An 11,806-nucleotide genomic window follows, 5' to 3' on the forward strand; every position below is an offset into this window, starting at 1 on the left:
AGCAGCGGGGATTTACCATGGAAGCTGGTTATCCATTTAATAGAAGCCGCCCGTTGGGCCATCTTCCGGCACGGTCGCCAGACGTACGGCCGTTTTCGCCCCTACTTCAGCGGTCAGCTCCGCCTTGTCGCCGCCCATTTGGGTTTTGACCAGGCCGGGATGCACTGCGCTTACCTTCAGATTGGTTCCTTGTGATCGCTGGGCCCAGTAGGCTGTCAGCATATTCAATGCCGCCTTGGACGCCGCATAGGCTGGGGTGGCAATACGCTGTGCCAATTCATTGGAGAGCATGAACCCGATGGAGCCCAAGGCGCTGCTCTGGTTCACGAGTCGGCTAGCGTCGCTCTTTAGGAGCAGCGGCAGCAGGGTTTGCGTAATGTGGTAGGGCGCGAATGTATTGACCTCGAATGTATCGCGGAATGAGTCTCCTTCGTATTCGCCTTTTTCTGCCCATATGCCTGCATTGTTCACGAGAATATCCAAGCGACCGTAGGTGCTGCCGATCCACGCCGACAGTGCGGCGATATGCGCCGTATTCGTCACTTCCAGCTCAACGCCAATCGCCTTAATTCCTTCCTTACGCAGCTTTTCCTCCTTCAGAATAGTTGGGTATTACTTGTTAATCGTGATCAAATCGGCTGTCTTCACATGACGGATATCTTCGAGATGCCGTACGTAAGCGGCCTTGCCTTCGGCAACCTGCTCATCCGTCAAATGGTTCACGTTATGGATGGCAAAAGGAGGCAGATAATGAGCACTTACGTAGTTGGCGAGCGCCTCCATCGGTTTGGCGATATCCCGAATCGGGAACAGGTTATAGCCACATTGCTGATAGGATGCGGAGGTACCTGCAGTCGAGATGGCGATCCCGATCTCCTTGCCTTTCAGGTGCTCGCCGCCTGGACCGAACGCCCAGCCATAAGCCAATACCTCATCGAACCACTGCTTGAGAAGCGGAGGCGTGCTGTACCAGTAGAGCGGATATTGAAAAACAATCCGGTCATGGCGATCCAGCAGCCCTTGTTCATAGGCGACATCGATTCGGCCATCCTGATAGCGCTCGTACAGCGCATGCACCGTCGTATTCGGCTGCTCACTTACGGCTTCGGCCAATGCCCTGTTGATGCGAGAGTTTTGCAAATCCGGATGAGCTACAATAATCAATGTTTTCATCTAAAGCGCTCCTCTAATTTCATTTATACGAGAATGATCATTCTAATTAGATTAAAAAAATTTGGGCTTACTCTCTCTCTAAAGTTCGCATCGTCAGCGTTGAAATACGCGCAAGCTTCTCCATCGGGACCGAAGTGCGCGCCATCACTCTTATCCCCGTTAGCGCGTTATGCAGATACTCCGCCAATTCCTGTGCTTCGTAACGGTCCGCGAATTCGCCGTTCTGCTGTCCCCAGTATACGATCTCAATAAGCAGCCTCTCTACCTTCTCGAAAGCATCCACGGCTTTGGCATCCATTTCTTCATCCCGGCACGCCAGTTCGACGGCTGAATTGACAAACATGCATCCGGGCGGCGCTCCTTCTTCCCCCTTGCTCATGAAATCAAAGATGAATTGAAGGGCTTCCTTCGCGGTCTGCGCTTGCTTCACCCCTGCTGCCAGCTTCGCATCCGTACGGCTCTCGAACCGTTCTATGGCCTTAAGGTACAAGGTGCGTTTGTCCGTGAATGTATCGTAGATGCTTCTACGATGAATGCCCATATGTTCGACAAGATCACTCATTGACGTCTTCTCGTAGCCTTGCTCCCAGAAGAGCTTCATGGCCTTATCCAGGACGACGTTTTCTTCGAATTCTTTGCTTCTGGCCATTGCAACTACCTCCCGCACTATCATACCATTACGAGAATGATCGGTAAAGAATAGGATCGCGTTCCCCGCTTAGTCTAGGATAAGACTCAGCAAATCATTCAGCAGCTCAGCCATGGAAGGATGGGTAAAGATCGTATCGCGGAGTACCGTGTAGGGCTCGCCTGACCTTATGAACACAGAGACGATGTTTACCACTTCACTGGATTCGACGCCAAACATGGTGAACCCGAGCAGTTGCTTCGTTTCTGCGTCAATGACTGCTTTCAGAAGGCCCTCGGTTTGCTTCAGCTGGCGAGCCCGTGTTGAGGCTGTTACGGGTAATTGGGCGACCTTGACGTGATAACCTTGTTTCAGCGCCTCGCTCTCTGTTAATCCAACATGAGACAACGGCGGATCGATGAATACCGAATAGGGCACGAACTTCCGGTCCAGCGTGGTACGGTGTCCGCTACCGAACCATTGGTCCTTCACAATCCGGTAATCATCCAGGGAGATATACGTAAATTGCGGTCCTCCATTCACGTCCCCTAGTGCCCAGATATGCGGCTGGTTCGTCTGCAATTTCTCGTCAACCTGAATGAATCCGCGCGCCGTTTTGTTGATGCCAGCTGCTTCAAGGTTCAATTCATCCGTATTGGCCTTTCTCCCCGTTGCGATTAGCGCGGCATCGCCCTTCCATTCCTCCGAACGGTTGGATGAGGATAAATGAAGGATGAGCCCTGTTTCTTCGTGGTCTTCCATTTGGGTTACACCGGTCTGCAGCTGTATTCGGATTCCTTTGTGCTCGAGCACCTTCTGAACCTCTGCCGCAATATCTTGATCCTCTCTTGGCAGGAAGAGCTCGCCTTGTTCGAAAATCGTGACTTGAGTACCGAAACCGGCGAAAATTGAAGCAAACTCAAAGCCGATATATCCGCCGCCAATTATGGCCAGCCGTTCAGGCAGCTTGGCGAGGTCCAATATTTCAGCACTTGTATATACCTTGCTGCTCTCAATGCCTGGTATGGCGGGAATAACCGGCACTGCGCCTGTGTTGATGAAGATCCTGTCGGCTTCCACAAGCAGGCTGCCCAGTTCTGTTTCGACCCTTACCAGATGCGCAGTTTCAAAAGAAGCGATCCCTGTTATTACGGTTACGCCAGGTTGATCCTGCACCAGTCTTAGGTTCTTGTTACGCAGCAGAGAAACCAATTCATCCTTCTCTCGGATGGCCTGGGCATACAGCTCTTGTCGTACCGCCCGATCGCGAATCCCTTGCTGTGCAGCCAGATGAGCTTGTTGAGCCAGTGCTTTCGTCGGAATGCAGCCTACATTAATGCAGGTACCGCCATACATGTGCGCGGACCGTTCTACTACGATAACCTTCAGTCCTTGTTGGGCGAGAAAAGGGGCCAGTGTTTTTCCGGCTTTACCGAATCCAATGATAAGGGCATCAGTTTGATGCTTCATGTTTTGATCACCTCCGCATTAAAAATTAGACCAAGACATTGATTACTCCTTACACGAATAGAATAGCGTATTTGGGAACGATCATTCTCGAGAGGGGATGGTTTGTTTTTCCTGTAAGTTCATCCTAACATTTCGGGAACGATCGGTAAAGAATTATTTTTTTACTGTCCGTTCTCGAAAAACAGCGTAAGATCCCTTAATCAGTAATTGGCCCGATAGCACAACGACGGAAGCATTATTTTCACTATGACCGGCAGCCGTCGCTCAACAATTGAACTACAACCCCAATGATATTAAGATAAGAATTCATTTATGTATGAAGAAGATCGGTTGAAAACGCAATGAGATATGCTGAAGCCACACGTTAACGTATTTTGGAAGCGGCAATGGAGGAGTTCTCTTCCTATGGCATTGCCGGTGCACGGGTGGAACGAATAGCCAAGAATGCAGGATGCAACAAGAATATGATCTTCATTTACTTTGGAAATAAAGAGACGCTCTTTACGACGCTATTCCTGAAATGAGGAAAATGGTCCACATTAATAAAAATAAGGATTGGAGTCAGTGGATACTTTATGGAAGGCTCCAGAAAGGTTGCAGAGGCCGAGGTAATTGAAATTCATTCGAAAGTAGAGTTATTAAGCTAAAGGGACACGATAGTGTAATAAGAAGGGAGCAGCTAGCCAACGGCAGTTGCTCCCTACTTTCGTTAAAGTAACTTAGATTGTTAGAGCAACATTCCAATATATTTCACGTATGAGTTATTATGGAATTATTTATAAACCGTTTTCGGTGTGGGGAGGGAAAATGAAAGCTAAAGGAACTAAACAAGTTTTTATTACCTTTGGATTTCTTTCTGCTATTACGGTTATTGTTCTTTGGGCAACAGGATTATTTGGCTTATGGTCTTGTGGAATGTCTTTTATCGCAAACAATACTAAGGATTTTACTGATAAAAATGGACATTTTGTAGAAGGGAAATATTCACTTAAAGTTAATTTGTCTGATTTAGAAAATAACATTGGTGAAGAGATATATAATGATGGCGATCATAGGATATTCGTCTCATGGTTTCAGAGAACACATGAAAATGGATATGAAATTGAGTTTAGATCAAGTGGAAAATATTCTTTAGCAGCTGCTTCACTCATTTCAGGTGTTCGTCATGAGACGAACAGCGACAATTCCTTCACTATGATCACGACTGCAAAAATGACAGTTGATTACGAAGGTAAAACATACATTGCTAATGCAACGGGTCAATGTGGTTTAAATTATAAGGATGGAGACTGTTTTTCTTTCATCTTCTTTTTGGATGACGAACAACATGAAAATAATCCGATCGAGCATGCTGGTATAGTCGAACTAATAATTGCTGATCTTTATAAAAATATTTGGAGAAAGAAATAAGTTGCAAATATAGTTTAAGCAAAGGGAGTGATGGTTTGAATATATACGGTATTGAACTATAACGGTCATGCTTACGTACCTGTACGTTTTGTAGCAGAAAGCTTGGGTTTTGGGATAAGGTATTCAGGCAAAGACAATGTGGTATCGATTATGAATGAGCCATCTAACGTTGACGAAGTAACAAAAAAGGTTTGGTTGGTCCAATACCGCATAACTAACGGAGTGGACAGAAATTATGTAAAAGGTGTTTTAGGCGAACCGAGCGAAAACGAACAATTGATGATTCACAACAAGCGGTTTGGAGATATGATATATCCCCAATCCATGGTTATAAATATGATGATTTAAACAGAATCGACGTTAAGGGTCTTGAACAAGGAGACATTAAAGCTCAGATTTTCATTTATTGGTCTAATGAAGGCAAGGTTGAAAGAAGTGTATTATGGTACAAAAAAGATAACTGGATTCACGTGAACTATTTATACGAAAACGGCTCAACCACAGATGCTATCTACGAATAAAGCTGGTTTTATTACGACGCTGAGGCTGGCGCAGCGAAGACTTAAAAAAGGAGTGAAGAGTTCTGAAGAAGTTTATTCTTGGTCTAATCTTTGGTATAGGTTTAACTGCAACAATTGGTGTTTATGCTTCTGATTCAATTCAGGCATATCTATTTCCTGTTAAATTTGTATTTAATGGAGTAAGCAAAGAGATAGACAATAGTGAATACACAACATTGAACCACCAAGGTCATGCTTATGTACCTGTTCGATTTATAGCAGAAAATATGGATGCAACAGTGAGATATCAAGAACAGTCAAAAACAATCTTTATTGATCAAAATGCTAACGCTGGAATTCCTAATATACAAGGATACATTACTAAAGTAGAGAACAATAGAATTCTTGTTGTAAGTTCCGAACAAAAAGATTTTAGTTCTACAGGTGGAGTTAAAGAATTTTACGATGCAGTATGGGTTTCAAATGTACCTAATGAAGTTAAAGTTGGTCAACAGGTACAAGTTTGGTTTCAAGGTGGGGTTCTTACTTCATATCCTGGTCAGGCTAGGAGTGCTAAGATATCCTTCATAACAAGTGAAAAACCTAAAAATGCCACATTATTGGAAGAGCAGGTTATCGAAAAGGCAATAAATACGCAGGCTTATTCTGATTTTATGATATTTGTAATCAAAGAAGTTAAATATGATGAAATTACGGATAAATGGCAAATTCGATTCAAAAATGGAAAGTTAAATACTCAAGAACAGGAACAATTGATTGAAATTCCTGATTAGAAAGGATCTCCTTTTTTCTCATTCAAGTAACTCGCCGCGGCGGTCATCTGCTCCTTGTTTCTTTGAACTAACAGTCAGAAATATTATAAAAATAAGTATCTTTTTTCCAGGATATAAAAAGAACAGAGAGTATTTAACATTGGGAGCAAGGTTTAAGCTAACGGGACACGTTAGCGCAATTATGGAAAAGGATAGTTTACTTGAACCTATCATGGATTTAAGAAATTGGGCAATAATTCATGAAATTGGAGTTGGAACTATTGCAAGTTTCTGAGTATGCTTCGAAAATTATATTAAAGAAGAGCCGAAAGAATTTGAACAATTAATTGGTATAGTATTTGAAAAAAACACAATATAGTGGAATTTCATACGGACTCCTGTGGAGTCTCATATTACCGTTAAACTCTCAAATGGACTTATGGAGGATATGAATTGGCTTGAAAAGGTAAAGAAACTTGTTCTTCTTTTCCAATCTTCCATATAACCGTAGCCGGAAGCTGCTCTTTTTGGAGATATTGATGGATTTATAATGAACCATAATGTAAAATGAATTCATTAAGTGAAACGTAGTTTCACCTAATGGAACAAAGTGGGGTGGTAATATGTTATTTAATTTTTTAGGGATTGATCATATTCAATTGGCTGCTCCTGAAGGTTGCGAACTCATAGCAAAGGATTTCTTTGCTGACTTGCTTGGTTGGAGAGAAATTCCTAAGCCTGAAAACTTAAGAAAGCGCGGTGGAGTCTGGTTTCAATGCGGCATTCATCAGGTGCACATTGGTGTTCAAAAGGACTTTGTTCCTGCTACAAAAGCTCATCCCGCATTTTATGTTCAGAATATCGATTCGTTGCGGGACTACTTACTACGAAATAATGCTCAAGTAATAGAAGATGATGCAAGAACAGATGAAGGGGTAAAACGTTTCTATTTGCATGATCCATTCGGCAATCGTCTTGAATTTCTTGAGCTGAGGGACGACGAACGTTAACTTAATAATTTTAAAAAGCCGCCCCCCTTTCGCATCGGAAAGGGGGCGGCTCGCTTTATTTCGTCGAGCTCACCTGCAGCAGGTGGGCTTCTTTCACGGAATCAAAATGCGTCAAGGTGAACACGTAGTCACCCTTGTAATACGAGTTCGTGTACGCGCCCGATCCAGCGCCGACGCCGAGCTCGAGCACATTGTAACCGGCCTCGTTCGGCTCGGTTACTTTTTTGAACGTCTCGATCGCCGGCTGCAGCAACGCGAGCGGCTTCGAGCCCCAAAGGGCCAGGGACGTGACCACGGCCTCTTTGGGGTTCGTCTTCGACGGCTCTACCAGCAGGGACATCTGGTAGGCCGGGTAGTTCAGCAGCAGCTTCACGCTGGCTGCTGCCGGAACCGCCGCTGCCGCCCCACCGGCGGCGGCTCCCGCACCGCCCGCCTCCCCAGAGGCGGCGGGCGAACCCCCGTCAGCGCCTGCGGCTGCTGACGACAACCCGCCGGAGGCGTCCGCAGGCGCCTCCTGGCCCGCGAGCGTGACGCTGTCCGGCTGCAGCGTCACTTCCTCCGGTTTGCCCAGCAAGTCTTCGACTTTCTTGCTGGACAAACCGAGGAACCCCTGCAGGCTGGCCTGCCCGCCAGCCCAGAAGCTCCGCAGCAGCGGCGCGCCGTCTGCGTCAAACAACGTACCGAGGCCGTCATAGACGCCGGCCTTGAAATCGCCCTTGTAGACGAGCTTGCCGAGCTCGTCGTACGCTTCCCCGGCACCGTTCAGGGTGCCGCTGACGAACGTGCCCTTGAAGCGGGGCACGCTCTTGTCATCGAACAACGTGCCTTCGCCGTTGTACGTCCCGACCAAAAACTGGCCTTTATATTTCATCAGGCCGTTCGCGCCAAATTCCGTACCGTCCCCGGAATAGACGCCGTTTTTAAAGCCGCCTTCATACACCGGCAGTCCTTTGGCATCAAACAATTTGCCGGCCCCGTTATACTGCCCCGCTGCAAATTCACCCTCGTACTTGACGATGCCGCCCGCGGAGAAGAGCTTGCCAGCCCCGTTGTACAGGCCGCCGCTCCACGCGCCGTCATAGACGACATCGCCGCCAGCCGCAAACAGCTTGCCGGCGCCGCCGTACTTGCCATTTTGGAACTCGCCGATGTACAAAACCTTTTGATTCGCGTCGTACGCCGTGCCCGCACCGTTATACTGATCGCCGGCGAAAGCGCCTGTGTAGAGCAGATGCCCCAGTTCATCGTAGGCCGAGCCTTGGCCCGCCCGCTGCCCCTTATCAAAATCGCCCTCATACGCCAGTTTGCCGTTCGGATAATACAGCTTACCTTTGCCGGCGTAGACGCCGTCGACGAGATCGCCGACATAGCGCGACGCTTTCTGGGTATCGACGACCTTGCCTGTGCCCGAGAAGCTGGCCAGCTTCGTCGTGTCCTCCTGCAGAACCGTGACGCGGTGCAGCCACTTGTTCACGATGGCAGGCGGCCGCACAAAAATAAAAAACAACAGCACAAGAATCAGCAGCACGATGCCGAGAAGGAGTCGCTTGGAGATGTAGTAAGAGCCGATCAGTACATAGTTTTTCAGCGACGTTTCGCGGGTAACGAGAATTTTGCGCAGTACCTGCTGGAATTTCTGAATGGCCATCTTCGGCAGCCTGCCGACGGTCAATATGGCCTTCATGACTTGCCCGATGAAAGGCGCTACGACGGGCTTGAGCACTTTTTCAAGGGTTTTGATCGGCTGGATCTCCACAATGTTCACTCCTAAAATGGGGTAAATGCGCTAAGGCACCTGAATGGTCATCTGACCGGGCTGTTGAATTTGAATGACGCCGCCCCAGTTGCACATGCACTTGGACGTGTTGTTGAGCGCCGGCATGTTGGCGACCAGTACGGTCGGTGAGCCGGGCATCCAAGGCGCAGCCGTGACGGGGACGCAGGGCATCGGCGTCAGCACGCCGAAAGCGGCGGCGGTTGCGGCGGCTACGGTCGGATTGGCCGGCGAGTTGCACATGCCGAACGGCAAAATGTTCGCCATCGGCTTGTTATCCATGATATTGGCGATCGGCATCGAGGTCAGCACTTTGTTGGCGGGAAGCACCATCAGCGAACTGGGCGCGGCCCCGAACGTGCATTGCAGCATGGCACCGCCGCAGACTAGATTTCCCATGGCAGAAAGTCTCCCTTCAAATACGAGTAGCTGGGCGTAAAGCGAAATATCGTGAAGATGCGCGTCTATTTTGCGGAATGTGTCAGTGGTTGGAAGAAACATAGCGGACATGACTTGAGACTATTTTCCGTCAGATTTCGCGTCTACTATTACTTTTATACTACTAGAAAAGAGGTAGAGCGGCAATCCAAACCTGCATTCGATTTGATTCGATATTTTTCTCCAAAGAATGGATGCGAGAGTGTGTAAGATATTGTACTATTAAGAGGAAGGTTTGATGCGAGCGGAGGGGTTCGTTCTGAAGAGATTGCATGTGTTTAAAATAGGGCTGGCGCTCGTCCTGGGGACGGCTTCGCTGCTGCCTGCCGGCCTGCGGGCGGAGGCCGCTTCGGTCAAGTCGCTGACGCTGAAAGAAGCCATGGAACGCGGCGTCAAAGTCAGTGCGCAAATGCGCGATGCGAAGAACGACATTCTTAAGAAGCAGCTGGAGCTGGAACAGGCGCAGCAGGCCGTGAAAAGCGAAGAAGCCAAGGCGCAGGGGCTGTTTGCCAAAGCACATAATTTAAACCAGGACATGAGCGTCAAAATGAAGGTGCCGGACGCGCGGTCCCAGCTATTTATTTCCCGGGAAACGTTTCGGCAAACTGCGACAAATGTCGGCTACGAAGTGGAGAAAGCGTACCTGACCGCTTATCAGGATTTGTCGGCGGAGGGGCGCTCCCGCACGAAGCTGGAGCAAGCGAAAGCGGCGCTGGACGGCGTTCGGACGAAGCGTAAGTACAACCTGGCAAGCCCCGAGGATCAGGATAAAGCGGAAAAGGCGCTGGAAGAGGCGAACTCGAATTACAAACAGGCGCAATTGACAGCCAAAGCGAGTCGGCTTGCACTGGGCAAGCTGCTGCAGCTCGATATGGAGAATCCGGTGGCGCTGGAGTTTCGGCCGTTTTGGGCGAATTTGAATCAGGCGGCGCTGCCAGCTTTGATCGATCGGGGCCAGAAGACGACGCTGTCTTTGCTCAAAGATACGGAATCGCGCCGATTGGCGGACGAGAAGCTGAATGTGACCAAAGATCTGCTCAGCTCGAAATTTGGCCCTGCCCGCATGCGGGTGATGGAGGCCATGTACAAGAACCCGGATATCGACATGGATTTGTTTCAAAGCAGCTATGACGCAACACTTACGCAGGTGAAGCAGGACTGGCAGGGGTATTTTTGGCTGCTCGGCTTTATTCCCATCCCGAAATCGCTGCTGCAAGGGGAATTTGACGGCCTGCGGTATTTGGACGACCTCCACAATGCGCTGCCCATCGCCACGATCGAGCAGGGCAAGGCAACGCAGCAGGAAAAAGACAGCCGTACCGCCGTTATCGCGGACATTCGAGGGGCGTTCCTCGAGGCAAAAGGCACCGAGGAGACGTACGCACAGGCTTTACGCGATCGGGACCGCGCAGTCGATGAATTGGCGAAGGCCAATCAGAAAGCGAAGCTGAGCCTGATCAAGCAGGACGAGCTACAGTCGTTCAAAGACGCGGTCACGCAGGCTGAGCAAAGTATCCAGCTCGCGCAGATCGGGTACATGCTGGCAATCGGCAAGCTGGACACGGCGACGGGCGGTGCAGTAAGCCGAACGTATCGGGACGGCATTATTCCGTACCACGATTTGGATGACGGGTTGTCGGCGGTGAAGACGCAGAAGCCGAAAGCGCCGCTTGGCACTTGGAAAATCAAACAGGCCGTGGGGCCGCTGCTGAGCGATTTCAGCGTAACGGTCAGTAAGAAGCTTGGCGCAACGGAGTATGCGGTGTTCACGAAAGATGGGAAACGCATCGGCAAGAAGATGAAAGTGAACAAACCTTTGCGCAATTTGGCGTTGAAATTCAGCGATCCGGATTCGCTCAAAGTTGTACTCTACGCCAAAGGGAAAAAAATAATAGAGCTCCCGCTGGAAGGGAAAGGCAGCGCCGGGCAATTGGTTGATCCTGCACAGGATGGTGAGGCTGCGGCAGGAGAGGGGAACGGCGGCTCCGGCAACGGCGGCTCTGGCGCGGGTCAGGGTGCAGGCACAGGTGACGGCGATAATGGCGAAGGTGACGCAGCAGGCACCGAAGCAGGACTCGGCACAGTCATTATCGGCACGTTCAAAGTGAATCTGGATGCGCTGACGCCGGAGGCGTTCAATGCCGCTTCGGCGACGATGACGGAGTCCGGTCAGGGTATGCTGTACAAGCCGGATGCGCCGGGCGCTTCCTGGATCGGTATGGATAATATAACGGACAGCGACGCACTTGCAAATCCACCGAGTTCGGCGGTATTGTCGCCGACAGCGCTGGCAGCGATTAAGCTGACGGTCGCCATCGACAAGCCTGGCGAGATTGCCTCGACGCAGACGCCGGAGGAACTGGCGAAGCAGATCGAGACGCTTAAGAAAGACGTCCTGAAGCTGGAAGAGGACAAAGCAGCGGCTGTCACGGCGATGAAGCTGATGGACATTGCCAGCCTGTCGGCGCAGCTCAAGGAAGCGCAGGCGAAGCTCGGCATGATGGAGGCGCTGCAAAAAGGCGACAGCCAGGCGGCGCTCGCGCAGATGGCGCTGGTGAACAACCCCGACGCGTTGGTGGCCGCCATGGCAGAGGAAGCCTCCGAGCCCGAGCCCGGCAACGGAACGGGCA

General features: G+C 49.6%; 12 protein-coding genes. 6 read left to right on the plus strand and 6 right to left on the minus strand.

Annotated elements, in window-relative coordinates; genetic code table 11:
• Window positions 1-36 precede the first annotated feature (36 nt).
• The 4 genes from EJQ19_RS01265 to EJQ19_RS01280 form a co-directional block, all read right to left on the minus strand.
• Window positions 37-603 (minus strand): SDR family NAD(P)-dependent oxidoreductase, encoded by a 567-nt coding sequence (locus EJQ19_RS01265; protein WP_126139401.1) that lies wholly within the window; start codon window positions 601-603, stop codon window positions 37-39.
• A gap of 9 nt (window positions 604-612) precedes the next feature.
• Window positions 613-1,173, minus strand: coding sequence for an NAD(P)H-dependent oxidoreductase (locus tag EJQ19_RS01270; RefSeq protein ID WP_126139402.1), 561 nt, complete (start codon window positions 1,171-1,173; stop codon window positions 613-615).
• Window positions 1,174-1,240: 67 nt separating this feature from the next.
• Window positions 1,241-1,822 (minus strand): TetR/AcrR family transcriptional regulator, encoded by a 582-nt coding sequence (locus EJQ19_RS01275; protein WP_126139403.1) that lies wholly within the window; start codon window positions 1,820-1,822, stop codon window positions 1,241-1,243.
• A 69-nt stretch (window positions 1,823-1,891) separates the two neighbouring features.
• Window positions 1,892-3,271: an FAD-dependent oxidoreductase gene (locus EJQ19_RS01280; protein WP_126139404.1), complete on the minus strand. Its 1,380-nt coding sequence runs from the start codon at window positions 3,269-3,271 to the stop codon at window positions 1,892-1,894.
• Between the two features lie 374 nt (window positions 3,272-3,645).
• Here EJQ19_RS01280 and EJQ19_RS32990 point away from each other — a divergent pair, with 374 nt between their 5' ends.
• The 5 genes from EJQ19_RS32990 (at window position 3,646) to EJQ19_RS01305 (ending at window position 6,964) form a co-directional block, all read left to right on the plus strand.
• A complete protein-coding gene (locus EJQ19_RS32990; RefSeq protein ID WP_420901653.1) occupies window positions 3,646-3,795 on the plus strand; it encodes a TetR/AcrR family transcriptional regulator in 150 nt (49 codons plus the stop codon).
• A 283-nt stretch (window positions 3,796-4,078) separates the two neighbouring features.
• A complete protein-coding gene (locus EJQ19_RS01290) occupies window positions 4,079-4,681 on the plus strand; it encodes a hypothetical protein (protein WP_126139405.1) in 603 nt (200 codons plus the stop codon).
• A gap of 51 nt (window positions 4,682-4,732) precedes the next feature.
• Entirely contained in the window at window positions 4,733-5,029 is a 297-nt protein-coding gene (locus tag EJQ19_RS32995) for a stalk domain-containing protein (protein WP_164716256.1), read from the plus strand.
• A 310-nt stretch (window positions 5,030-5,339) separates the two neighbouring features.
• Window positions 5,340-5,975, plus strand: coding sequence for a DUF3221 domain-containing protein (locus EJQ19_RS01300; protein ID WP_338143315.1), 636 nt, complete (start codon window positions 5,340-5,342; stop codon window positions 5,973-5,975).
• Between the two features lie 602 nt (window positions 5,976-6,577).
• Window positions 6,578-6,964 (plus strand): VOC family protein, encoded by a 387-nt coding sequence (locus tag EJQ19_RS01305; protein WP_126139407.1) that lies wholly within the window; start codon window positions 6,578-6,580, stop codon window positions 6,962-6,964.
• 55 nt (window positions 6,965-7,019) lie between these two features.
• Here EJQ19_RS01305 and EJQ19_RS01310 read toward each other — a convergent pair whose 3' ends face one another.
• Entirely contained in the window at window positions 7,020-8,720 is a 1,701-nt protein-coding gene (locus EJQ19_RS01310) for an MORN repeat-containing protein (protein ID WP_126139408.1), read from the minus strand.
• Between the two features lie 30 nt (window positions 8,721-8,750).
• A complete protein-coding gene (locus EJQ19_RS01315) occupies window positions 8,751-9,137 on the minus strand; it encodes a DUF4280 domain-containing protein (RefSeq protein WP_126139409.1) in 387 nt (128 codons plus the stop codon).
• 277 nt (window positions 9,138-9,414) lie between these two features.
• Between EJQ19_RS01315 and EJQ19_RS01320 the strand changes: the two genes are divergently transcribed.
• Window positions 9,415-11,806: TolC family protein (locus EJQ19_RS01320; protein WP_478354288.1), on the plus strand; the 2,392-nt coding region annotated here is incomplete at its 3' end.

The sequence above is a fragment of the Paenibacillus whitsoniae genome (assembly GCF_003955665.1).
Classification (GTDB): domain Bacteria; phylum Bacillota; class Bacilli; order Paenibacillales; family NBRC-103111; genus Paenibacillus_E; species Paenibacillus_E whitsoniae.

Bases quoted from the DNA above. Each gene is read 5' to 3' on its own strand.
- EJQ19_RS01290 (WP_126139405.1), top strand. From the start codon at position 4,079: ATGAAAGCTAAAGGAACTAAACAAGTTTTTATTACCTTTGGATTTCTT.
- EJQ19_RS01270 (WP_126139402.1), bottom strand. From the start codon at position 1,173: ATGAAAACATTGATTATTGTAGCTCATCCGGATTTGCAAAACTCTCGC.
- EJQ19_RS01275 (WP_126139403.1), bottom strand. From the start codon at position 1,822: ATGGCCAGAAGCAAAGAATTCGAAGAAAACGTCGTCCTGGATAAGGCC.
- EJQ19_RS01280 (WP_126139404.1), bottom strand. From the start codon at position 3,271: ATGAAGCATCAAACTGATGCCCTTATCATTGGATTCGGTAAAGCCGGA.
- EJQ19_RS01315 (WP_126139409.1), bottom strand. From the start codon at position 9,137: ATGGGAAATCTAGTCTGCGGCGGTGCCATGCTGCAATGCACGTTCGGG.
- EJQ19_RS01305 (WP_126139407.1), top strand. From the start codon at position 6,578: ATGTTATTTAATTTTTTAGGGATTGATCATATTCAATTGGCTGCTCCT.